This window comes from Massilia niabensis (assembly GCF_042655085.1).
GTDB classification, from domain to species: domain Bacteria; phylum Pseudomonadota; class Gammaproteobacteria; order Burkholderiales; family Burkholderiaceae_D; genus Telluria; species Telluria niabensis.
Genome location: NZ_JBHSMU010000009.1, coordinates 185,539 through 209,381, shown reverse-complemented (window position 1 = coordinate 209,381; position 23,843 = coordinate 185,539). Strand labels below are relative to the sequence as shown.

The window sequence follows — 23,843 nt, the reverse complement described above, 5'->3', positions numbered from 1 at the left end:
ATTGACGTTCGTACGTACAACGCGCCCGGCATAAGCGTTGTATTTGCGTGTCAACGCAGCAATATTGCGTGGCAAACAAGAGTAAATTGGGTAAGCTTGATTGGTTGAGCTATCGTTGCGCTGCCGGGCGCTACGCATGTGGAATTCCCGCGCCGATTGCCCTACGAAACAACCAACACCCCTTACGGTGGCGTAGTCGTCACCGCGCCAGAGCGCGCTACCCAATCCACCAGTGCATCGACCACGGCACGCCCGCGTCCGTCGCCCGCCAGCTCATCGTTGACCATGGCGACGACGACATGCTGCACACCGCTTGCATCCGGCACATAACCGGCTACCGCCACGACATTGCGCAGCGTTCCCGTCTTGAGGCGGGCGCGGCCGGCGGCCGGGCTGCCGTTCAGGCGGCGGCGCATCGTACCGTCGGTGGCCGCAATCGGCATGCTGGCCATGAATTCCGGCGCCCAGTTGCTGCGCAAGCCCGCCTGCAGCAGCCTGCCCATTTGCAGCGGACTGATGCGCTCCAGGCGCGACAGGCCGGAACCGTTTTCGATCACGAGTCCCGTGTCGTCGATGCCGCGCGCGCGCATCCAGTTGCGTACCGCGGCGTCGGCGCGGCTGTGCGTCGTCTGTCCGGGGACGAGGGGCAGGGGTTTGCTGCCCAGTACCGGGTCCGCCTCCAGGGCGCCCATGCTGAGGAACACCGTACGCGCCAGGGCGTTATCGGAGGGTTTATTCGTGTCGCGCACGATTTCCGGCAGGGCGCGCGATTTGTGCTCGGCCAGCAGGCGCGCATCCAGGGGCGCATTGCCTTCGACCGTCTTGCCGCTCAGCTTGCCGCCGAGTTGTTTCCACTTGAGGCGGAACAGGCCATCGATATAGGCGTCGCGGTCGACGACGTTGATGCTGTTGGTCTTGGCGCAGTCCTTCGGGAAAGTGCCGTGCAGGACAACTTTCACTCTGCCGTCGCCCCCGCGCACTGCCTCCGGCAGCTTCCAGCCGTCTTCCCATTTGGCGCAGTCGCCATCGACCAGCGTCATTTTCGACGTGATCGTCACGCCCGCCAGCGCCGGCTGCATGTCGAGTGCGATGCGTTTCGAGGTCGAGCGCATGTCGACTTGCAGCATGTTCTTGTTGATCAGGAGCGCATCGGGAATGACGTTGTAATAGGCCTCGGGCGACTCGTCGAAGGGCGGCACGCCGACATCCAGGCGGGCCGGGCTGAACAGCGCGCGGTCGAGCACCAGGTTGCCCTGGACGCGCCGGATGCCGGCATTGTGCAGGGTGCGCAGCATGCCTTCCAGCACCTCGCCGGACAAATCCGCGTCGGCGCCGCCGCGCAGCACGAGGTCGCCCTCGAGCACGCCATTTTTTACTTCGCCATTCGTCAGCAGCTCGGTGCGTCCGCGGAAGACCGGCCCCAGGTGCTCGAGGCCGACCAGCGTCGTCACCAGTTTCATCGTCGAGGCCGGCTGCAGCGGGCGCGAAGCCTCGTGCGCCAACACGGTCTGGTCACCGCGCAGCACCAGCGCGCCGACCGAGGTCGGCGGCAGGCCTTGCTCGGCCAGCAGCCGCAGCACCGGTTCCGGCAACTCGGCGCGGGCGGCGGGCAGGCAGGACAGGACGGCGGCAGCGAGGACGAGGCTCGGCTTATAAAGCGGACGGAACATACGCGGATCCTTAACCGAAGAAGAGGTAAGCGACGAAGATGGCGCCGATGACGCCGGCCAGGTCCGCGAGCAGGCCGTAGCCGATCGCGTAGCGGGTCTTGCGGATACCGACCGAGCCGAAATACAGGGCCACGATATAGAAGGTGGTGTCGGCCGCGCCTTGCAGGATGGATGCCAGGCGCCCGACGAAGGAATCGACGCCATAGGTCGTCATCGCATCGATCATCATGGCGCGCGAACCACTGCCCGAGAGCGGCTTCATCAGCGCGGTCGGCAGGGCGCCCACAAAGTCGGTCGGGATGCCCAGTTGCGTGAACACCCAGGCGAAGCCGTTGACGATCAGGCCCAGGATGCCCGAGTTGCGCACCACGCTGATGGCCACCAGCATGCCGACCAGGTAAGGAATGATCTTCAGCGAGGTTTCGATGCCGCCCTTGGCGCCCTCGATAAAGGCTTCGAACACGTTGACCCGCTTGAGCAAGGCCGCAACCATGAAGGCCGCGATGATCGAGAACAGGATCAGGTTGGCTGCCACGACCGACACGTGCCCGATCTGCGACTTGTCGAGGTAGTTGGTGATGTAAAACACGAGGCCGCCGATGGCCGCCGTCAAGCCGCCGATCCAGCCGAACACGACCGGGTCAAACAGGTTGATGCGCTGGCGCAGGCTGACGGCGACGATGCCGGCGAACGTGGAGCAGAAGGTCGCGATCAGGGTCGGAATAAAAATATCCGCAGGATTCGCCGCGCCGAGGATGGCACGCTGGGCCATGATCGCCAGCGGGATCACCGTCAGGCCCGAGGTCTGGATGACCAGGAACATGATCTGGGCGTCGCTGGCCTCGTCCTTGTGCGGGTTCAGCGTCTGCAGGCTCTCCATCGCCTTCAGGCCGAAGGGCGTGGCCGCATTGTCGAGACCCAGGATGTTTGCTGAAAAATTCATCACCATGTGGCCGTTGGCCGGGTGATTGCGCGGCACGCCGGGGAAGATGCGCGAGAAGAAGGGGGCGATGATGCGGGCGAACAGGTTGATGGCGCCGGCCTTCTCGCCGACATTCATGATGCCCAGCCACAGCGTCATCACGCCGGCCAGTGGCAGGGCGATGTCCATCACCGCCATCTTGGCCGACGAAAAGGTGCCGTCGATGACGCGCTTGAAGATTTCCGAGTCGCCGAGGAACAGCCATTGGGCAAGCGCGGCGATGAAGCCGACAAGGAAGAAACCAGTCCAGATGTAATTGAGTGCCATGAATGTAATACCAAACGTCAGTCCGATTCGGCGGGGGAGGCGCCACGTTCAACAGCCGCTGACGATGGTCACGGCCTTCCTGCGCACGATTGTGCAGCGGAGAGTATAGGCGCAGAGCAAGCTGCAAGGATGAAAGAATGCATCTGCGCCATGTGGAAAAGTTATGCGCCGAGAGTTTCGTTTGCTCCGCTCACCTGGCGCGCATATGATACGCAGGCTCATCGACGACCTGCCCACATGAACCTCCGCACCGCGTTTTCCTCCCTGCTGCTCGCATCCACCGCACTGGCCCTGACGCTGCCGTCTGCCGCGCAGGCGCCAGGGCAGGTGGCGGCCCCGCAGAAGGTGCTGCGCCTGTTCCTGTCCACCAGCGAAACCGGGCTCGATCCGGCCGCCGCGTCCGACATCGCCACCCTGTCTCTGCTGGAAAACCTGTTCGACCCGCTGCTGCGCTATGACTACCTGGCGCGCCCGGTGAAGCTGGCCCCGAACACCGCGACCGCCATGCCGCAGGTCAGCGCCGATGGCCGCACCTATACCTTCCGCATCCGTCCCGGCATCCATTTCACACCCGACCCGGCTTTTAAAGGTCAACAGCGCGAGATGACGGCGCAGGACTACGTCTACAGCCTCAAGCGCCTGTACGACCCGAGCCTGAAGTCCCCGTGGTCGTATATGTTCGACGGCAAGATCGTCGGCGACGAGGCCCTGAAAAACACCTTCAGCGTCGACACGCCGGTTGCCGGCCTCGAGGCGCCGGACCGCTACACCCTGCGCATCCGCCTCAAGGAACCGGACAACAATTTCCTCTTTTATATGGCGACCCCCGCATCGAGCGTGGTGGCGCGCGAAGTCATCGAGGCGTATGCCGGCCAGGCCGGCAACCATCCGGTCGGCACCGGCCCGTTCATGATTGGCGAGTGGAAGCGCAGCGACCGCATCGTGCTGCTGGCCAACCCGGCTTCGACGGCCGTGTTCAACGGCACTCCCGGCACGGACCCGGAAGACCGCGCGATTGCCGCCGCCTTGCACGGTAAGCGCCTGCCGCGCGTGGACCGGGTGGAAGTCAAGATTGCCGAGGAATTCCAGGGCCGCATGCTGGGTTTCCTGAACAGCGAGTACGACTACCTGGAACAGGTGCCCGAATCGATGACCGACATGGTGATCCGTAACGGCCAACTGAAACCGGAGTTGCGCGCGCGCGGCATGCGCCTGTCGCGCTTTCCGGTGCTGCAGACCTATTACATGTGGATGAACATGAACGATCCGGTCGTGGGCGGCTACACCCGGGACCGGATCGCCCTGCGCCGCGCCATCGCGCTGGCCTACAACAATGCGGAAGACATCGCGTTATTGAAACGCGGCTTTGCCATCAAGGCCGAGTCGCCGCTGCCGCCGAATGTGCTCGGCTACGATCCGAACTACCGCAGCCCGGTGCCGTATGACCCGGCGCTGGCGAACGCTTTACTGGACCGCCACGGTTATGGCAAGCGCGACGCGGAAGGGTTCCGCCGTGCGCCGGACGGCAAGCCGCTGGTACTGACCATGCACAGCGAGGCCACCGTCGGCGGACGCCTGCGCGACGAGCTGTGGAGAAAATGCCTGAATTCGATCGGTCTGCGCGTCGTGTTCAGATCGGACAAGAAAACCGAAATCATCAAGGCTTCGCGCCTCGGCAAGGTGACGATGTTCGAGAACAACTGGATTGCCGACTTCCCCGACGGCGACAATTTTTACCAGCTGCTCTACGGCCCGAACGCGGGCCGCGCCAACTACGCCCGCTTCAACCTGCCCGCCTATAACGAGCGGTATGAAAAGGCCCGTAAGCTGGCTGACGGGCCGGTGCGTCAACGCCTGTATTTCGAGATGAACCAGCTGATCCACGCGTACAACCCCTGGGTGCCGCTGACCCATGCGGTCTCGGCTGATATCCGACATCCATGGCTAAAAAACTACAAGCGCCATCCGGTGGAATTCACGGCCTGGCGCTATCTGGATGTGGATGTTGCGGAAAGGGCACGTTTAGCCCGGCAGCGCAACTAGACCCGTCAATTTTCCGTATATAAATATTCCGGGAAGTTATACTTCTCGCCGGTTTATTCATTGGATGGCGCCACCTGCCGGGCGTACTCTCGCAACGAACCATACCGTAATGGAATGACATTGCGATGACAAAAGCGACGCATTGCCGCACTGATCAAAGATCGCCCGATACCCCTTAGGAGAGACGCGTGAAGTTAAAGAAGCTAGCACACCTGATTGCCCTGATTGGCGCAGTCAGCCCGGCGGTTGCGCAGGAACTGCAACAAAATACCCCGATGGCACGCGTCGAAGTCACCGGTAGCAGCATCAAGCGCGTTGCCAAGGAAGGCGCCTTGCCGGTCCAGGTCATCAGCTTCGATGTGCTGCAAAAGCAGGGCATCACGTCGGCCGAGCAACTGTTGAGCGTCATTTCCGCGAACGGCACCGGCGCCGATAATCCGACCTCGGGCAACAACGTGTTTGGCGCCGACGCCGACCGCGTCAGCGGTGGCGCTTCGTTCGCTTCGCTGCGCGGCCTCGGCCCAAACAGCACCCTGGTGCTGATCAATGGCCGGCGCGCGCCGACCCACGGCAAGAGCGGCAAGGCGGTCGACCTGAACACGATTCCGATGGCGGCCATTGCCCGTATCGAAATCCTGAAGGATGGCGCTTCGGCGATCTACGGCACCGATGCGATCGGTGGCGTGATGAACATCATCCTCAAGTCCGACTACGAAGGCGCCGAAGCCTCGGCCTACACGAACATTACCGAAGCCGGCGGCGGCAACATTCACCGCGGTTCGATCATCGCCGGTACCGGCAACCTGGAAGAGGACGGCTTCAACGTGATGGCGACCGCCGCCTTCACCAAGAACGAGCAGCTGGCGTCGAAGCAGCGCGCGTTCGCCAACGGCTTCCAGCCGCAGCGCGGCCTGTCGCCCGACACCACCGGCACCCCGTTCGCCAACCAGCTGACCGGCGCCGGCACCGCGCTCGGCACCGGTTTCCGGATGCCGAACGACGCCAACACCTACCTGCAGGCCAATCCGCTGAGCTTCCAGGGCAAGTGCGATACGGTTGAAGGCATGTCGCAGTACCAGACGGCGTTGTGGAAAGATGTCACTTCGCCGCTGCGTTCGACTTATTCGTGCTCCTACGACTACGGCGGCGACTACGTGATGCAGTCGCCCTCTGAGCAGGCCAACCTGCTGCTGCGCGGCTCCTATAAACTGGCGCCGGACCACAAGATGTTCGTCGAGGCCATCGGTTCGCGTTCGGAAGTCATCTCGATCCTGACCCCGGCCCAGATCTCGACCAGTCTAGCCAACCGCAACGCCTATCCGGTCGGTGGCCCGTACTACCAGGACCTGTCGGCTTTCATTCCGACTTACAACCGCAACCTGCCGATCATCTACAAGTGGCGCGCCAACCCGCTGGGTAACCGGACCCAGGAAAACACCACCGAGAGCGGCCGCCTGCTGGTCGGTTTCGAAGGCACGGTCCAGAATTGGGACTACAAGTTCGGCCTGTCGAAGGCGCAAAGCACCACGCGCATGGAGCTGCTCGACGGCTACGCCTACACCCGCGAATTCTACGACGTGCTCGGCAGCGGCATCGTCAACCCTTGGTCGCTCGACGGCAGCCAGACCAAGGCAGCGATCGATGCGATCGAGCGCACCAAGTACCGCGGCGCCTTCCAGACCGGCAAGACGACGATGGCCCAGATCGACGGTACCGTCTCGGGCGAGCTGTTCCAGCTGCCGGCGGGTGCGCTGGCGATGGCGGCCGGCTTCGACCTGCGTCGCGAGAGCTACCTGTACACCCAGGATGTGGCGGCCGAGCCGATCCTGCTGTCCCCGGGCAACGCCAACCTGCCAAAGGCCACGCGCGACGTCAAGGCCCTGTTCGCCGAGTTCATCGTCCCGGTCACGAAAGACCTGGAACTGCAGCTGGCCGTGCGCCGCGACGATTACAGCGTGATCGGCGCGACCACCAACCCGAAGGTCGCCTTCCGCTACCAGCCGGCGAACTGGCTGCTGTTCCGCGGTTCGGCCAACAAGGGCTTCCTGGCGCCGAGTTTCACCCAGCTCTACACGGGTGCGCTGCCGCAGGAAATGGCGAGCGGCGTGGTCGATACCGTCGGCTGCGCGGCGCACCCTGGCGACGCGCGCTTCTGCGCACCGGACCGCTTCGACTACCTCTCGGGCGGCAACCAGAACCTGCGTCCGGAAACCTCGAAGCAGGGCACGCTGGGCGTCGTCGTCGAGCCGTTCAAGGGCTTCTCGGCCTCGCTCGACTGGTGGGCGATCAACATGAAGGACCGCATCCTGAACCGCAGCCCGACCATCGTGCTGCAGAATCCGGTGGCACTGTCCGGCAACATCATCCGCAACTCGGACGGCACCATCAATTACGTCCAGGCCGGCTGGATCAACGCGGCGGGCGCCAAGACCCGCGGCATCGACCTCGGCCTGCGCGGCGACGGCAAGTTCGATGGCGGCTTCAAGTGGAATGCCACCCTCGACGGCACCTGGACCGACAGCTACAAGTTCGCCGAGATCGAAGGCCAGCCGTACAAGGAATACGTCGGCCTGTTCTTCACGCGCGACCTGTACCTGCGCTGGAAGCACAGCGCGACCTTCAGCGTGAGCCAGGGCGACTGGAACGTCCTGGTGAGCAATAACTTCGCGTCGGGCTACAAGGACCAGCTGCCGAACGCGGGCAAGGGCACGCCACCGCCGGGCTTCGATCCGGACGTCTCGAGCTACACCCGCTTCGGCCTGTCGACGACCTACAAGGGCTTCAAGAACACCTCGATCACCTTCGGTATCCAGAACCTGTTCGACCGTGACCCGCCATTCACCGCACACAACGTGGATGATGTCGTCGGTGCCGGCTGGGATCCGCGTGTTGCCGACCCGCGCGGCCGCGCCTACACCCTGAACCTCACGTACAAGTTCTTCTGATCAGCACTGTCGCGTAAAATCGGGCGGCCCGCGGAGACATCGCGGGCCGTTTTTTTTGAGTTCGATCGCCCTGCATGCCGAACAACCACACCATCAGTCGCCGTACCTTCGCCGCCCTGCTGGCCGCCGCGGCGCTGTTGCCGGCAACGGCACTGGCCGCGCCACGGCGAACGCCTTCCAAACGCTCACGCATGACATCCTTGATTAAACCTCCGCGCCTGCGCCAGGGCGATACGGTCGCCCTGATCGCCCCGGGCGGCTACGCCACCGAAAAATCGATCGCCAAGGCCCGCGCCAACATCGAAAAACTGGGCCTGCGGGTGCGCGAAGGCGCGTTTTTGCGCGAAATGAACGGCAACTACGCCGGCACCGTGCACCAGCGCCTGCTCGACCTGCACGCGGCCTTTGCCGACCCGGAAATAAAAATGATCTGGCCGATCCGCGGCGGCTCCGGCTGCATCTCGCTGCTGGCCCACCTCGATTACGCCCTGATCCGCGCCAACCCGACCATCCTGCTCGGCTACTCCGACATCACGGCCCTGCACCTGGCGATCCACCGGCATGCGCGGCTGGTGACTTTCCACGGTCCAGTAGCCTCGTCGACGATGACCGATTACTCGGTTGAGCACATGCTGGCGGTACTGTCCGATCCGCAGCCGGAATACACGATCCCGATGGCGCTGGAAAACAGCCGCCGCGCCATCGAAGCGCCGCATTTCGCCATGCGCACCGTGCACGGCGGCGTGGCGACCGGGCCGCTGATGGGCGGGAATCTGAGCATGGTGGCGGCGCTGGCCGGCACGCCGTATGCGGCGGACTTCAGGGACAGCATCCTGTTCCTGGAAGAGGTGAACGAGGCGCCGTACCGGATCGACCGCTGGATGACCCAGCTCGATCTGTCGGTCGGCTTGGCAAAAGCGGCGGGCATCATGATCGGCATCTGCGAGGATTGCGGGCCGGAGCATGAAGATATTTCCCTGACGCTCGACCAGACCCTGGACATCCACCTGCAGCCCTTGTCGGTGCCGGCGGTGACGGGCTATTCGATCGGCCACATCCGCAACCAGTTCACGATTCCCGTCGGGCTGCGCGCCAGGCTCGATACTGAACGGCAGACGGTGACGCTGCTGGAGCCCGCGGTCGGCTAGCGACTGCAGGCCTAGTTGGAGATCGAGAAGCTGAAGTTAACCGGGTAGATCATCTCGCAGGGTTCGCCCCGGCACAGCGCAGGCTTGTACTGCTCCAGCATGAAGAGATGGGACACCGCCCGCACCATCTCCGGCGTGGGCGCGCCATAGGTCGTCACGCGCTGCGGCTTGCCATCCTTGCCGACCAGGACGTACACGGCGAGGTCGCCCGTGACCGCGCCCAGGGCCTCGTTGATGCGGCGCACGTTGTTGAACAACGCACCTTCACCTTTAGCCGGAAATGGCGGATCGTCGCCCGCTTCCAGCGCCGGATAGTTCGCGCGCATCTTGTTTTTCTGCGCCGGTGTCAGCTGGTCCCAGCCCGCTGTCAGGGGCAGATAGGCCACCAGCCGGTTTTCGGGAATACGGCTTCCCACCGTCGTGTCCTTGATCGCGTATTGGCCCGCTGCGATCTCCGGTGCGGCCAGGCCGGCGACACGCCCGTCCTTGAACTGGCCTTCGTACTTGTGGCCGCTGCCGGCATGGACGATGGCGCCGTGGCCGTCGAATGCGTCGTTCTTCCAGCCGCCGGCATAGCTGCCGCCGGTGGCAAAGGTTTCCTCGCCCCAGCCATGTTTCTTGCCCATGACGAACTCGCCCTTGTATTCCGAGCGGTGGGCCGTCAGGTAGATCCCTTTGCCATGTGGCATGCCGTTGAGGACTTCGCCTTCATACCACCCCTTGCCATTCTGGAAGGCGAAGTATCCCGTGCCTTCCGGCACGCCGTTCTTGGTCGTGCCGGTATAGGTGTAGTCCCGTCGCTTCAATACCGCTTCGCCGCTGGCCTCGCCACGCACTAGCGTCGCCTCGAGCGTGACCTTGTTCAGGCTCGCCGCGTTCCAGGCGAGTACACCCTTGCCGCTGGCATAACCGTCGACGCAGGCGCCCGTCCAGCTCACCGCACCGGAGGGCGTCGGCTTGAGCGGCGCAATGCGGCAGTCCGCTTCGCCGAGCCAGCCCGGTTCGGCGGCCAGGGCAGGGGTGCCGAATGCGGCAAGCACAAGAAGGGGAAAGGAGAGGCGGGGAAAGGTGCGGCGGCAGAGCGAAGCGATGGGCATGGGTGGACTCGGCAGGGCAGGCAAAAAAGTGCCTGAATGCATCATTATGCTGCCGCCTGTAGTGCAGGTAAAGCGATGGATCGTTACACAGGGGTGTGCCGCTCAGACCCGATGCGTCATGAACACATAACCGAGCTGTTCGCCATCGATGCGGAACAGGTCGGGCATTTCGCCGGCGAACGCAAACCCGCTGCGCTCGTACAGCCGGCGCGCCGGGAGGTTGCTGGACATGACCTCGAGGTCGACCCAGTCGATGCCGGCCTGCTCCCGTGCCCAGTCGAGCGCGGTGTCGAGCAGCCGCATGCCGAGGCCGTGGCGGCGATGATCGCGGTGCACGCCCATGCCGAGCAAGCAGCGGTGCCGCGCCAGCCGTTCCGGCCGCGCGCGCAGGTCGACGTGGCCGCAGATGCAGCCGTCCGCGTCGAGCGCGAACCAGGCGCGGCGCCAGCCCGGTTCCCCCAGCGCCGCTCCCGTGCCGACCACGAAGCCGGCCCGTTTCTCGATCGGGAAACCGGACTCGGCGCGCGTCATCGGCTGGAACAGCGGCGTGCCGTCGCGGCCGTTGTCGCGCAGGTGGTCGTCGAGGTAGACGAACAGGGCAGGGAGGTCTTCCCGTTCGACAGGGCGGATGATCGGCCCTGCCTGCTGGCGCCCGTTTTCCATCACAGTGCGCGCGCGATGAGGATCTTCTGGATGTCGCTGGTGCCTTCGTAGATCTGGCAGACGCGCACGTCGCGGTAGATGCGTTCGATCGGGAAGTCGGACACGTAACCGTAGCCGCCGAAGACCTGCATCGCGTTCGACACCACGCGCTCGGCCATCTCGGAAGCGAACAATTTCGCCATCGCCGCTTCTTTCAGGCAGGGCAGTCCAGCATCCTTCATCGACGCGGCGTGCAGGATCAGCTGGCGCGCGGCCTCGATCTGCATCGCCATTTCCGACAGGCGGAACTGCACCGACTGGTGCTCGAAAATCGCCTTGCCGAAGCTGGTGCGTTCTTTCGCATACGCGAGGGCCGCCTCGAAGGCCGCGCGCGCCATGCCGACCGATTGCGAGGCGATGCCGATGCGCCCGCCCTCCAGGCCGGACAGGGCGATCTTGTAACCCATGCCTTCTTCGCCGATCAGGTTGGCGGCCGGGATGCGGCAGTTTTCGAACACGATCTGGGCGGTGTCCGAGGAATGCTGGCCCATCTTGTGTTCCAGGCCGGCGACGATGTAGCCGGGTGCATTCGTCGGCACCCAGAAGGCGCTGATGCCCTTTTTACCCGCCGCCTTGTCGGTGACGGCCATGACGATGGCCACGTCGCCGTATTTGCCGCTGGTGATGAACTGCTTGGTGCCGTTGATGACGTATTCGTTACCCGCATTTCCACTGACACGGACGGCGGTCGTGCGCAGGGCGGCGGCGTCGCTGCCCGTGTGCGGCTCGGTCAGGGCAAAGGCGCCCAGCATCTCGCCCCGCGCCAGGGGCACCAGCCATTGCTGTTTCTGTTCTTCGCTGGCGTACATCATGGCGATGCTGCATACCGGGCAGTTGTTGACCGAGATGATGGTCGAGGTGCCGCCGTCGCCGGCCGCGATCTCTTCCAGCACCAGCGCCAGCGACACGTAGTCGAGGCCCGCCCCGCCGTATTCTTCCGGGACCGCGACGCCGAAAGCGCCCAGGCCGGCGAGTTCCTTCAATTCCTCTTTCGGGAAATACTGTTCCTTGTCCCAACGGGCGGCGTTCGGCGCCAGGCGCTCCTGTGCATAACTGCGCAGGGCGTCGCGGATCATCTGGTGTTCTTCGGTCAGGATCATGGTGTCTCGTGTGTGTTGTCGTGTGCTCGTGATGGCTTACCAGGGGATCGGTGTGCCATCGTGGTCGAGGAAGGTGCCGTTGGCGTCAGGCTGGGCCTTGGCCAGCGTGGCGCGCAGGTCGCGCACGCTCTGGTCGACCGGGATATCGGCTGCGCTGCCGCCCATGTCGGTCTGGACCCAGCCGGGATGGAAGGCAATGCACGTGGCGCCGTGCGGGCCAAAGGCGAGGGCGGTGTCGCGCAGCACCGAATTCAAGGCCGCCTTGCTGGCGCGGTAGAGCGAGGCGTTGCCGTGGCCGCGCCCGCCGATCGAACCCATGCGCGAGGACAGCACGCCGAGCTTGCCGCGCCTGACGGCGACCAGCGGGGCGACGATCGGCAGCAGGCGCATCGCGGCCAGCACATTCGTGTGCATGACGGCGTCGAACTCGTCCTGCGTGGGAAAGCCGTCGTGGCGCGGGCCGTAGAGGCCGGCGACCAGCCAGGCGGCGTCGATGCTTTCGTCGTCGAGTTTCCAGCCGAGGCCGGCGATGGACTCGGGGTTCGTGACGTTGAGCGCGACCGGCTCGGCGCCGAGCTGGGCGAGTTCATCGAGGTCGGGCTGCTTGCGGGCGGTGGCGATCACGCGCCAGCCGTCGGCGCGGTATTGGCGCGCCAGTTCGTGGCCGATGCCGCGCGAGGCGCCGATGATGAGGGCAGTGGGCATGGTGTGGCTCCTTTGGGGTGGATTTGCGCAGCATCCGTAGGGTGGACGGCAGAGCCGTCCACCCTACTGGTTAGCGCAACACTTACACCATCTCGATCGCCATCGCCGTCGCTTCACCCCCGCCAATGCACAGCGACGCCACGCCGCGCTTGCCGCCGGTCTTCTTCAAGGCACCGAGCAGGGTGACGATGATGCGCGCGCCCGAGGCGCCGATCGGGTGGCCCAAGGCGCAGGCGCCGCCGTGGATGTTGACCTTGTCGTGCGGGATGTCGAGGTCGCGCATGGCGGCCATCGGCACCGCAGCAAAGGCCTCGTTGATCTCGAACAGGTCGACGTCGCCCGCCGTCCAGCCGGTCTTTTTAAACAGCTTGTGCATCGCGCCGATCGGGGCAGTGGTGAACAGGTTCGGTTCCTGGGCGTGGGTGGCATGGCCGACGACGCGGGCGATCGGGGTCAAACCCAGTTCCTTCGCCTTCGATTCGCGCATCATTACCAGCGCCGCGGCGCCGTCGTTGATCGACGAGGACGACGCGGCGGTCACGGTGCCTTCCTTTTTAAAAGCGGGCTTCAGGGAAGGGATCTTGTCGATCTTCGCCTTCATCGGGCCTTCATCCTTTTCGACCAGCAGTTCGCCGGTACGGGTCGCGACGCTGACCGGGGCGATTTCCCACCCGAAGGAGCCGTCGTTGTTGGCGGCCTGGGCGCGTTTCACGGACGTGATCGCAAAATTGTCCTGGTCTTCACGCGAGAACTGGTAAGTGGCCACGCATTCCTCGGCAAAGGTGCCCATCGAGCGGCCTTCGCCGGTCTTTTCGTTGCGCGAGTAGGCGTCTTCCAGGCCGTCGTACATCATGTGGTCGAACATCGGCGCGTGGCCGATGCGGTAGCCGCCGCGCGCCTTCGGGATCAGGTAGGGAGCGTTGGTCATCGATTCCATGCCGCCGGCGACGACGATGTCGGCGCTGCCGGCCACCAGCTGGTCATGGGCGAAGATCGCGGCCTGCATCGCCGAGCCGCACATTTTCGACAGGGTGACCGCGCCGGTCGACAAGGGTAAGCCGGCCTTGATAAGCGCCTGCCGTGCGGGCGCTTGTCCCTGGCCGGCCATTAAGCAGTTGCCGAAGTAGACGTGCTCGACCGATTGTGCATCGACGCCGGCGCGCTCGACCGCGGCCCTGATCGCCACCGCACCGAGGTCGCTCGCCGTTTTCGAGGAAAAATCGCCCTGGAACGCGCCCATCGGGGTACGGGCCGCGCCAACGATAACGACTGGATCATTCATGTTCTAGGTTCTCCAAAGTGGGTGGCGCCTGCGGTTGCAGCGCCGGGGTAGTGGTCGGATGTGGATGGAAACGGATGTGCTGCGGGTAGGGAAAAATGTCTTCGACCTCGCCGGCCAGGATGCGCTCCTTGTGCGCCTGCCACCAGGCGCGCGTGAGCAGGTCCGCATGTTGCTGCATGAAGTGGTGGCGAATCTTCTTATTTCCAAGCAGGAAACGACCGAACTGCTCGGGAAAGACGTCGTGTTTTCCAATCGAGTACCACGGCTCGGCCGACATTTCGTCTTCCTCGTTGCGCGCTTCCGGGATGTCGCGGAAATTGCAGGCGGTGAGGTATTCGATTTCGTCGTAGTCGTAGAACACGACGCGGTTTTGACGCGTGACGCCGAAATTCTTGTACAGCATATCGCCGGGGAAGATATTCGCGGCGACCAGGTCGCGGATGGCGTTGCCGTATTCGCGGATGCCGTGTTCGATCAGCGCGTCGTCGCCCGCCTTTTCTGCCTGCGCCAGGTACATGTTCAGCGGCACCATGCGGCGCTCGATGTACAGGTGCTTCACGATGATGCGTTCGCCCTCGAGCTCGACCAGGGACGGCGCATGGTGCTGGAGTTCGGCCAATAACTCTTCGCTAAATCTCGCTAACGGAAACGCCACGTCCGAGTATTCCAGCGTATCGGCCATGCGCCCAACGCGGTCGTGGTGTTTTACGAGCAAATATTTTTCTTTGATTTGCGCACGCGTCGTGTCTTTCGGTGGCGGATAAAAATCCTTGATCACCTTGAATACATAGGGGAAAGACGGCAGCTCGAACACCAGCATCACCAGGCCGCGGATGCCGGGCGCGATCTGGAAGCGGTCGGAGCTGTGCTTGAGGTGCTGCAGGTAATCGCGGTAGAACAGCGTCTTGCCCTGCTTTTGCAGGCCGAGCACGGTATAGATCTCGCTGCGCGGCTTCCTCGGCAACAGGTTGCGCAGGAATTGCACATAGGCCGACGGCACTTCCATGTCGACCAGAAAATAGGCGCGCGTGAACGAGAACAGCAGCGCGATCTGCTCGACCTCGGTCAGCACCGTATCGAGCACGAGTTCGCCATGGCGGTTGTGCAGCACCGGGATCACGAACGGGTATTCACGCGCCCCGTTCACGGCGCGGCCGACGATGTAGGCGCCCTTGTTGCGGAAGAACAGGTTCGACAGCACGTGCAGTTGCTGGTTCGATTCCATCTTGTCGAGGCCGAACTTCTCCACCATGCGCGCCTCGACCAGGGCGACGTCGCGCTCGAGCGCGGCGAACGGCGCACCCAGCTGGAAGTTGGTGACGATGCGTTTTAACGCAAAGCGCAGGCGATCCGCCGCGGGATAGTAGACGCGGTAGGTCGGCAGCAATTCCTCGGTCTCGATGTACTCGGTCGAGATCACCGGGCGCACGAAAATGAAATCGTTGTGATAGTAGGTGCGGTGCAGGATCTTGCAGCTGACGGAGTTGAAAAAGGTTTCGGCCAGTTCCGGCTGCTTGTGGCCCGAGAGCAGGCCGATGTAGTGCAGCTTGATTTCTCGCCAGACGCTGTCGCTCAGTTCTTCGGGGGTGTATTCGTCTTCCAGCACGTCGACCGCTTCCTGCACGCGCTTGTCGTAGAAATCGATGCGTTCGCGGGCGGCGGCCTGGGCGGTCGCCCAGTCGCCGGTTTCGAAATGGCGGCGGGCGGCCTGGCTGGCTTCGCGGAACAGGCGGTAGTGCTTGTCGAAGCCGTCGAGGATGGTGCGCGCGATGTCAAATGCGATCTGGGAAGATAGCAGTTTAGGGAACGCAACTTGTGTCATCGTTCGTCTCGCGCCAGGGTTTTGTATGGGGTGGGCCAGCCCACCCCTACGAATTACATCGTCTCGCCAAACAACTCACGGCCGATCAGCATGCGGCGAATCTCACTGGTGCCGGCGCCGATTTCATACAGCTTGGCATCGCGCCACAGGCGGCCGACCGGGTATTCGTTGATGTAGCCATTGCCGCCCAGTGTCTGGATCGCCTCGCCGGCCATCCAGGTGGCCTTTTCGGCGCTGTACAGGATGGCGCCGGCCGCATCCTTGCGCAGGGCGCGCACGGCGGCAGGGTTGTCGGCGCGGTCGCAGGCCTGGCCCACGGCATACACGTAGGCGCGGCAGGCCATCATGGTCGAGTACATGTCGGCCATTTTCCCCTGCATCAGCTGGAATTCGCCGATCGCCTGGCCGAACTGTTTACGTTCGTGGATGTACGGCACCACCGAATCCATGCAGGCCGACATGATGCCCAGCGGTCCGCCCGACAGCACGGTGCGCTCGAAATCGAGGCCCGACATCAGCACGTTGACGCCCTTGCCCAGGCCGCCCAGCACGTTTTCGACCGGCACTTCGCAATCCTGGAACACCAGTTCGCCCGTGTGCGAGCCGCGCATGCCCAGCTTGTCGAGCTTTTGCGCGATCGAGAAGCCTTTATAGCCTTTTTCGATCAGGAAGGCGGTCATGCCGCGCGGGCCGGCTTCGAGGTCGGTCTTGGCGTAGACCACCAGGGTGTCGGCGTCCGGACCATTCGTGATCCACATCTTGGTGCCGTTCAGGACGTAGCGGTCGCCGCGCAGCTCTGCGCGCAGCTTCATGCTGACCACGTCGGAACCGGCGTTCGGCTCTGACATGGCGAGGGCACCGACGTGTTCGCCCGAGATCAGCTTCGGCAGGTATTTCTGTTTCTGCTCTTCGGTGCCATTCCTCTTGATCTGGTTGACGCACAGGTTCGAGTGGGCGCCATAGGACAGGCCGACCGACGCCGATGCGCGCGAGATTTCTTCCATGGCGATGATGTGCGCCAGGTAGCCCATGTTGGCGCCGCCGTATTCCTCGCTGACCGTGATGCCGAGCAGGCCGAGCTCGCCCATCTTCTTCCACAGGTCCATCGGGAACTGGTCGGTGCGGTCGAGTTCGGCAGCGCGCGGCGCGATTTCGGCGGCCGCGAACTGTTGGACTGCTTCGCGCAGCGCGGCGATGTCTTCGCCATGGTCAAAGGTCAAGCCTGGAAGATGCAGCATGTTGTTGTCTCCGGTAATCGGGGTTATTTAGCACTCCGAATCATACCCCTGAGTGACGTTAACGTAAACGTCAAGTAGCAAGCAGTGTTCGGGCAATGCGCGGGCTAGGGCAGGCCTGCTCAAGCAGCATTGCTGGTCTGTTCGGGCTGACTGTCCGCCAGCAGCCGGCGGCACTCTTCTTCATGTGCGGAAATTTCTTCCAACGCCATTTCGATGTCGGCGCGCTGCTGTTCGAGCGTCTCGCGCTGGTGCGCCAGCACGCCCAGGAAGCGGTTGATCTGGGCGGTCGTGTCTTTCGGCGACTCGTACATGTCGACGATGCTCTTGATTTCCGACAGCGTCAGGCCGAGGCGCTTGCCGCGCAAGGTCAGTTTCAGGCGGGTCCGGTCGCGCGGGGTGTAGACCCGGCTGCGTCCGCCCACGCCTTCGCGGCTCGGGCTGAGCAGCCCCTGGTCTTCGTAGAAACGGATCGCGCGTGCCGTGATGTCGAATTCGCGCGCCAGCTCGGCGATGGTGTAGGTCGTGGCCATGAATGCAGGGTAAAAGTGGCAGATCGCGGAATCGCTTAGAATCTCTCGGGCACATTCCACGCATGACGTTTACGTCAACGTCAAATACATTGTAGCGCGCCCGCCTTGCCACGAATACGAAAGATTGACCCAATATGAATCCGCTCGAGTCCCAGCTTGCCTATCCTTTCGCCGACGAGTTGCCAGCGCCGGGCAGCGTACGCGAGGTGGTACCCGGATTGGCATGGCTGCGCATGCCGCTGCCGTTCGCGCTGGATCACATCAATTTGTGGCTGCTCGACGACGAGCGCGAGGGCCGCACGGGCTTTTCCGTCATCGATACCGGCGTCGCCACCGACCCGACGCGCGCCGCCTGGGAAAGCATTTTCAAAGGTGCCATGGCCGATGCACCGGTAGTGCGTGTGCTCGTCACCCATTGCCATCCGGACCACGTCGGCCTGTCCGGCTGGCTGTGCGAGCGCTTCGGGGCGCCGTTCTGGGCCACCACCGGCGAGTTCGGCTTTGCGCGCATGATGGCGGCCGCCTTGCCGGGCGTCGACGGCCCCTCGGCGATTCCCCACTTTGAGCGCCACGGTTTGACCGACCCGGACATGCTCGAGCAGATGCGCAGCCGCCGCAATTACTATCCGTCGCTGGTACCCGCCGTGCCCGCGTCGTATACCCGGCTGCAGGATGGACAGGCCATCACCATCGGTGCGCACCGCTGGCGCGTGATCACCGGCTTTGGCCACTCGCCGGAGCACGCCTCGCTGTATTGCGACAGGCTGAACGTGCTCATCTCCGGCGACATGGTATTGCCGCGCATTTCCACGAACGTGTCCGTGTTCGCCGTCGAACCGGAAGGCAACCCGTTGCAGCAATACCTCGATTCGCTGGATAAATTCGCCGGCCTGCCCGCCGACACCCTGGTGCTGCCCTCGCACGGCCGCCCTTTCCGCGGCCTGCACACGCGCATCACCCAGCTGCGCGAGCACCATGTGGCGCGCCTGGCCGAGGTGCTGGAAGCCTGCCGCGAACCGCGTAGCGCGGTCGACATCGTGCCGATCATGTTCCGCCGCCAGCTCGACGCCCACCAGCTCAGTTTTGCCCTCGGCGAGGCGCTCGCGCACCTGCACAAACTTTGGAATGATGGTATGTTGGAGCGCGTAACTGGCGTCGACGGGATCATTCGTTTCCAACTGATCTGACCGGCCAGAGCCGGATTTCTTGCAGGCTTCCCAAGCCTGCTTCTCAAGCTCGCTTCTCAAGCTGACTCCGGCCCAGACTCAAAGGCAAATCGGCCGGATACGCGTGTCTCGCACGCGGCTACCTATATATTTCCACAAGGATACGCGTACGATACGTTCATACCGGAAATTTTGTGGCATGATTCGCAGAAGCTACAAAAATCTCTTCAATTTCCACATCTTTGTTACGTAAAGGCTGAATGAATGTCACAAATGGTCCTACCGGCCATACAACTGACATTTATGGTCGAGCGTGAAATAGTGACATTATGAACTCCACCAACGAACGTGAGAGCTTTAGCGAGCGTCTCCAACAAGCGCTCAAGAACGCCCACTACTCGCCAGACAGCCCGACCCGCCTGGCGCGAGAATTTAACATTCGCTTCGAAGGCCGGCCTATCACCGTGCACGCGGCCCGCAAATGGCTGGTGGGCGAGGCCATCCCGACCCAGGAAAAATTGCGCATGATCGCGCAATGGCTGGGCGTGCCTGCCGACTGGCTGCGCTTCGGCGGCCCGGAAACGCCGGGCGAGGGGGGCGAAAACGCCAGCGCGCGTTTCGAATCGGCCGACGTCAAGCTGATTGCCGACCTGCAGCGCCTCGATGAACACCACCGCCAGCTGGCGCGCGAATTCATCCGGATGCTAGTACGGATCAACCACCCAGCTACCCAAAAGTAAGCCAAATCCTTCTTCGTATCCGCTTTTCCGCTTACAAACTTTCTTCCGAATAAGGCGATACAAAACGCCAACACTGGCGCATAATCATTTTGTCTCACAGCCGAGGATTGTGCCACCAATGAAAAGCAACTACATGAACACCGCCCAGCTGAAGGAACTGATGACCGCGCCGCCGATGACGGCCGCTCAACACGCGGAGGTGATGCGCAAGCGCATTGCCCAGCGCAGGATGCTGGAGGAAGCGAAGGAGTTGAAGAAGGCGGATAACGACCACCACATGCGGCGCTAGACGCATGCATCGGGCCGCGGCTTAATTAGCGGGCGCTTCCGGGATACTGCGCATGCCGGGCCAGCGTGGCGCGGCGGCATTGTCGATGCCCAGCAGGTCGAGCACGCGATCAAGCGTATGGTCGACCATCTCGTCGATGCTGGCCGGGCGCTGGTAAAAGCTCGGCAGCGGCGGGAACACGATCCCGCCCATTTCCGTGACCGCCGTCATATTGCGCAGGTGCGCCAGGTTCAGCGGCGTTTCGCGCACCATCAAGATCAGGCGCCGGCGTTCCTTCAGGACCACGTCGGCCGCGCGCGAGACCAGGTTGTCCGCCAAGCCATGCGCCACGGCGGCCAGGGTCTTCATCGAGCAGGGCGCGATTACCATGCCATCGGTCTGGAAAGACCCGCTGGCGATGGTCGCACCGATTTCACGATTTTTATGCACGACGTGGGCCAGCGCCTCGACGTCGCGCTTTTGCATGCCCACTTCCTGGTGCAGCGTCAGCGACGCGGCGTCGGAGACCACGAGGTGGGTCTCGACGCCGGGGACAGCGCCCAGCCGCTGCAGCAGCCGCACGCCGTAGACCGCGCCGGTCGCGCCGGTGATACCGACGACGATGCGGCGCGCCGCAGCGACGGACTGCCCGCTATCAGCCATTCTTCTGGAACATGGCCTGCAGTTCACCCGACTCGTACATTTCGTTCATGATGTCGGAGCCGCCGATGAACTCGCCGTTCACGTACAGCTGCGGAATGGTTGGCCAGTTCGAGTAGTCCTTGATGCCCTGGCGGACGTCCGGATCGTCCAGCACGTTGACGGTGGCGATGTTATTCACGCCGCAGGCTTTCAGGATCTGGATGGCGCGGCCCGAGAAGCCGCATTGCGGGAACTGCGCGGTGCCCTTCATGAACAGCACGACCGGGGTGGAGGTCACGGTGTCTTTGATCCAGGTTTGTACGTCGCTCATGGGATTTTTGCCTTCGGTGATAAATAGGTGGGATGGCGACATTCTATAAGAAATCCACGGCGGCGGTGCATTGGACCGGCCCGCCGCGCACGTGGTCAATTGCGGTATGATCGCGCGGTTTCTTTTCTGTTCATATTCGGGATTCTTCATGCAACAACCGCCCAAAGCCGCGCCGTCGGCCGGCTTCAACTTCCTGCTCGCCGCCGTGCTCGGCGCGATCGGCGTGTTCAACCTCGGCGAGGGCGTGACGGGTGGCGGGCTGGGCGTTTTCCTGAAGGGTCTCGCCATGGCGATCTATGCCGCAGTGCTGCTGCGCGACGCGCTCCATATCAAGAAGACCGGCCAGCCTTCCATGACGCGCAAGCGCATGAACACCATCGGGCTGGCCTGCCTGGCGCTGTATGTGTTTGGGGTGCTGGTCAAGCGCGTGCCGGAGATGGCGCAGTTTTTTGGTTGATACACAAATGGGATGTTGCTTTTGTAGGGTGGGCACTTGTGCCCACGCGGTCGTACTGATGCATACTCGCAATGCGTCCGTCTAACGCCCGAAGCGTGTGATCACCACGATCGGGCGTCCCGGTCGAACCGCTACTGACCCTCCGCTGAGACCGCGTGGGCTCAAGAGCGGTTCGCCGCCCGGCCCACCCTACGAAAGACTTACTTCTTCAGCTTGGCAAACGCCGCCGCCATCGCGCCGCCCGCATCCGCCTTCGCCGCCGGGCGCTCCTGGCGCTGGTGCTGATTCAGACGCTTGGCGTCAGTGCGGTCGCCACGCTGCTCCGGCTTCGAACCCGGCTGCGGGGCCGAATCCGTCAGGCGCATGGTCAGCGCAATGCGCTTCCTCTTCGGATCGACTTCCAGCACTTTTACTTTCACCACCTGGCCCGCCTTCACGACCGTGTGCGGATCCTTGACAAAGGTATTCGACAGGGCCGAGATGTGCACCAGCCCGTCCTGGTGCACGCCGATGTCGACGAACGCGCCGAACGCGGCCACGTTGGTGACGACGCCTTCCAGGATCATGTCCGGCCGCAGGTCGCTGATCTCTTCCACGCCTTCTTTAAACGTCGCGGTCGTGAATTCCGGACGCGGGTCGCGGCCGGGCTTTTCCAGTTCCTTCAGGATGTCGGTCACGGTCGGCACGCCGAATTTTTCATCGGCATATTTCGCCGGGTTCAGCGACTTGATCAGGGCGCTGTCGCCGACCACGGCCTTCATGTCGCGTTTTACGTCCGCCAGGATCTTTTGCACCACCGGGTAGGACTCCGGGTGCACCGCCGAGGCGTCGAGCGGGTTCTCGCCGCCCATCACGCGCAGGAAGCCGGCCGCCTGTTCAAACGTCTTGTCGCCCAGGCGCGGCACGGCCTTCAACGCCGCGCGCGAGGTGAACGCGCCCTTCATGTCGCGGTAGCTGACGATGCTCTGCGCCACGCTGCTCGACAAGCCCGACACCCGCGCCAGCAGCGGCGCCGAGGCCGTGTTCACGTCCACGCCAACCGCGTTCACGCAATCTTCCACCACCGCGTCGAGCGAGCGCGCGAGCTGGGTCTGGGAGACGTCGTGCTGGTACTGGCCGACGCCGATCGATTTCGGGTCGATTTTCACCAGTTCCGCCAGCGGATCCTGCAGACGGCGCGCGATCGAGACCGCGCCGCGGATCGACACGTCCATGTCCGGCAGTTCGCGCGAGGCGAATTCGGAGGCCGAGTACACCGACGCGCCGGCTTCCGAGACGACGATCTTGGTCAGTTTCAGTTCCGGCTGCTGCTTGATCAGGTCCTGCGCCAGCTTGTCGGTTTCGCGCGAGGCGGTGCCGTTGCCGATGGAAATCAAGGAAACGTTGTGTTTCGCCGCCAGCTTGCCCAGCACGTGCAGGGAACCGTCCCAGTCGTTCCTCGGCTGGTGCGGGTAGATGGTGGCGGTGTCGACCACCTTGCCGGTGGCGTCGACCACGGCCACCTTCACGCCCGTGCGCAGGCCCGGGTCGAGGCCCATGGTGGCGCGCTGGCCGGCGGGCGCGGCCAGCAGCAGGGCTTTCAGGTTGCGCGCAAACACGCCGATTGCATCGAGCTCGGCCTTTTCGCGCAGGGTGCCCATCAGTTCGGTCTCGATGTACATGAAGCTTTTCACGCGCCAGGTCCAGCGCGCGGTATCGAGCAGCCACTTGTCGGCCGGGCGGCCGGCGCCCTTGATGCCGAAGCGGGCGGCGATGCGGCTTTCGCACGGGTTGTGCGGCGCGTCCCATTTCGGCTTTTCAGCTTCCGTGTCGAGGCGCAGCACCACATCCAGGATGCCTTCGCGGCGCCCGCGCATCAGGGCCAGCGCCCGGTGCGAGGGGACGGTAGCGAGCGGCTCGGAATAATCGAAATAATCGGCGAACTTCTCGCCTTCGTCCTGCTTGCCCTCGACCACTTTCGATTCGACCACGCCGTGCTCCTGCACGTATTCGCGCAGCGATTGCAGCAGGGTGGCGTCTTCGGCAAAACGCTCCATCAGGATCTGGCGCGCGCCGTCGAGGGCCGCTTTCGTATCCGGGACGCCCGGGTTGTTCACGCCGTCCGCATTCGTGAACGCGTCGCCCAGGTATTTGGCTGCTTCTTCCTCGGGATTGCGCGCCGGGTCTTCCAGCAGGCCATCGGCCAGCGGCGCCAGGCCCGCTTCGACCGCGATCTGCGCCTTGGTGCGGCGCTTCTGTTTATAGGGCAGGTACAAATCCTCGAGCCGGGTCTTGTCCTCGGCCAGCGCGATTGATTGCAGCAGCTCGGGCGTCATCTTGTTCTGCTCGGTGATCGAGGCGATGATCGCGGCGCGCCGGTCTTCCAGCTCGCGCAGGTAGCGCAGGCGCTCTTCCAGCAGGCGCAACTGGATGTCGTCGAGGCCGCCGGTCGCCTCCTTGCGGTAGCGCGCGATGAACGGGACGGTGGCGCCTTCATCCAGCAGGGCGATGGCGGCGGCCACCTGGACCGGCTTGGCGGCCAGTTCGAGGGCGAGGCGTTGTTCGATAGAAGGGAGCATGGTGCAGGAATCCTGGTTCAGCGTGAGTCAGGCGGGCAATGATACCTAAGTGGACGGATTGCGCCAGTCCTGGCTGCCACTGATCTGGAATTTGTTGCTTTGAATTTTACTTACTGTAAAAATGACCTGAAGAAATTAGTACCATGTGCA

General features: G+C 63.5%; 20 protein-coding genes. 7 read left to right on the top strand and 13 right to left on the bottom strand.

Features of this window, described 5'->3' with window-relative positions; genetic code table 11:
* Positions 1-182: 182 nt before the first annotated feature.
* Positions 183-1,670, bottom strand: a complete 1,488-nt coding sequence (gene dacB / locus ACFPN5_RS09030) for a D-alanyl-D-alanine carboxypeptidase/D-alanyl-D-alanine endopeptidase (protein ID WP_379782307.1) — start codon at positions 1,668-1,670, stop codon at positions 183-185.
* A gap of 10 nt (positions 1,671-1,680) precedes the next feature.
* Positions 1,681-2,919, bottom strand: coding sequence for a nucleoside recognition domain-containing protein (locus ACFPN5_RS09025; protein ID WP_379782305.1), 1,239 nt, complete (start codon positions 2,917-2,919; stop codon positions 1,681-1,683).
* A gap of 237 nt (positions 2,920-3,156) precedes the next feature.
* On the opposite strand from ACFPN5_RS09025, the gene ACFPN5_RS09020 reads away from it, so the two are divergent.
* The 3 genes from ACFPN5_RS09020 (at position 3,157) to ACFPN5_RS09010 (ending at position 9,055) form a co-directional block, all read left to right on the top strand.
* Entirely contained in the window at positions 3,157-4,962 is a 1,806-nt protein-coding gene (locus ACFPN5_RS09020) for an ABC transporter substrate-binding protein (protein ID WP_379782303.1), read from the top strand.
* A gap of 188 nt (positions 4,963-5,150) precedes the next feature.
* Positions 5,151-7,907 carry a TonB-dependent receptor gene (locus ACFPN5_RS09015; protein WP_379782301.1) on the top strand — a complete coding sequence of 919 codons (2,757 nt, stop codon included), beginning with the start codon at positions 5,151-5,153 and terminating at the stop codon, positions 7,905-7,907.
* A 74-nt stretch (positions 7,908-7,981) separates the two neighbouring features.
* Positions 7,982-9,055 (top strand): S66 peptidase family protein, encoded by a 1,074-nt coding sequence (locus ACFPN5_RS09010; protein ID WP_379782299.1) that lies wholly within the window; start codon positions 7,982-7,984, stop codon positions 9,053-9,055.
* A gap of 11 nt (positions 9,056-9,066) precedes the next feature.
* Here ACFPN5_RS09010 and ACFPN5_RS09005 read toward each other — a convergent pair whose 3' ends face one another.
* The 8 genes from ACFPN5_RS09005 to ACFPN5_RS08970 all read right to left on the bottom strand — a co-directional run bounded on the left by ACFPN5_RS09005 (position 9,067) and on the right by ACFPN5_RS08970 (position 17,531).
* Positions 9,067-10,152, bottom strand: coding sequence for an MORN repeat-containing protein (locus ACFPN5_RS09005; RefSeq protein ID WP_379782297.1), 1,086 nt, complete (start codon positions 10,150-10,152; stop codon positions 9,067-9,069).
* A 102-nt stretch (positions 10,153-10,254) separates the two neighbouring features.
* Positions 10,255-10,815 carry a GNAT family N-acetyltransferase gene (locus ACFPN5_RS09000; protein WP_379782295.1) on the bottom strand — a complete coding sequence of 187 codons (561 nt, stop codon included), beginning with the start codon at positions 10,813-10,815 and terminating at the stop codon, positions 10,255-10,257.
* Positions 10,815-11,954 (bottom strand): acyl-CoA dehydrogenase family protein, encoded by a 1,140-nt coding sequence (locus ACFPN5_RS08995; RefSeq protein ID WP_379782293.1) that lies wholly within the window; start codon positions 11,952-11,954, stop codon positions 10,815-10,817. The genes ACFPN5_RS09000 and ACFPN5_RS08995 overlap by 1 nt, the downstream gene beginning before the upstream one ends.
* A gap of 36 nt (positions 11,955-11,990) precedes the next feature.
* Positions 11,991-12,659, bottom strand: coding sequence for an SDR family oxidoreductase (locus ACFPN5_RS08990; RefSeq protein ID WP_379782291.1), 669 nt, complete (start codon positions 12,657-12,659; stop codon positions 11,991-11,993).
* Positions 12,660-12,741: 82 nt separating this feature from the next.
* Entirely contained in the window at positions 12,742-13,941 is a 1,200-nt protein-coding gene (locus tag ACFPN5_RS08985; protein WP_379782289.1) for an acetyl-CoA C-acyltransferase, read from the bottom strand.
* Complete coding sequence (aceK, locus tag ACFPN5_RS08980; protein ID WP_379782287.1) at positions 13,934-15,763, bottom strand: bifunctional isocitrate dehydrogenase kinase/phosphatase; 1,830 nt, start codon at positions 15,761-15,763, stop codon at positions 13,934-13,936. The genes ACFPN5_RS08985 and aceK overlap by 8 nt, the downstream gene beginning before the upstream one ends.
* 53 nt (positions 15,764-15,816) lie before the next feature.
* A complete protein-coding gene (locus ACFPN5_RS08975) occupies positions 15,817-17,001 on the bottom strand; it encodes an isovaleryl-CoA dehydrogenase (protein ID WP_379782285.1) in 1,185 nt (394 codons plus the stop codon).
* Between the two features lie 119 nt (positions 17,002-17,120).
* On the bottom strand, positions 17,121-17,531 hold the full coding sequence (locus tag ACFPN5_RS08970; RefSeq protein WP_379782283.1) for a MerR family transcriptional regulator: 411 nt from the start codon (positions 17,529-17,531) through the stop codon (positions 17,121-17,123).
* A gap of 134 nt (positions 17,532-17,665) precedes the next feature.
* On the opposite strand from ACFPN5_RS08970, the gene ACFPN5_RS08965 reads away from it, so the two are divergent.
* From ACFPN5_RS08965 to ACFPN5_RS08955, 3 genes are all read left to right on the top strand, one after another.
* Positions 17,666-18,718 (top strand): MBL fold metallo-hydrolase, encoded by a 1,053-nt coding sequence (locus ACFPN5_RS08965; protein WP_379782281.1) that lies wholly within the window; start codon positions 17,666-17,668, stop codon positions 18,716-18,718.
* Positions 18,719-19,026: 308 nt separating this feature from the next.
* Positions 19,027-19,437 carry a hypothetical protein gene (locus tag ACFPN5_RS08960; protein WP_379782279.1) on the top strand — a complete coding sequence of 137 codons (411 nt, stop codon included), beginning with the start codon at positions 19,027-19,029 and terminating at the stop codon, positions 19,435-19,437.
* Positions 19,438-19,555: 118 nt separating this feature from the next.
* On the top strand, positions 19,556-19,726 hold the full coding sequence (locus tag ACFPN5_RS08955) for a hypothetical protein (RefSeq protein WP_379782276.1): 171 nt from the start codon (positions 19,556-19,558) through the stop codon (positions 19,724-19,726).
* 21 nt (positions 19,727-19,747) lie between these two features.
* Here ACFPN5_RS08955 and ACFPN5_RS08950 read toward each other — a convergent pair whose 3' ends face one another.
* Together ACFPN5_RS08950 and grxD are read right to left on the bottom strand one after the other, a co-directional pair.
* Positions 19,748-20,368: a UbiX family flavin prenyltransferase gene (locus tag ACFPN5_RS08950; protein ID WP_379782273.1), complete on the bottom strand. Its 621-nt coding sequence runs from the start codon at positions 20,366-20,368 to the stop codon at positions 19,748-19,750.
* Entirely contained in the window at positions 20,361-20,678 is a 318-nt protein-coding gene (gene grxD, locus ACFPN5_RS08945) for a Grx4 family monothiol glutaredoxin (protein WP_379782271.1), read from the bottom strand. The genes ACFPN5_RS08950 and grxD overlap by 8 nt, the downstream gene beginning before the upstream one ends.
* 148 nt (positions 20,679-20,826) lie before the next feature.
* Between grxD and ACFPN5_RS08940 the strand changes: the two genes are divergently transcribed.
* Positions 20,827-21,135 (top strand): hypothetical protein, encoded by a 309-nt coding sequence (locus tag ACFPN5_RS08940; RefSeq protein ID WP_379782269.1) that lies wholly within the window; start codon positions 20,827-20,829, stop codon positions 21,133-21,135.
* A gap of 200 nt (positions 21,136-21,335) precedes the next feature.
* On the opposite strand, the gene ACFPN5_RS08935 is transcribed toward ACFPN5_RS08940, so the two are convergent.
* On the bottom strand, positions 21,336-23,693 hold the full coding sequence (locus ACFPN5_RS08935) for a Tex family protein (protein WP_379782267.1): 2,358 nt from the start codon (positions 23,691-23,693) through the stop codon (positions 21,336-21,338).
* Positions 23,694-23,843 lie beyond the last annotated feature (150 nt).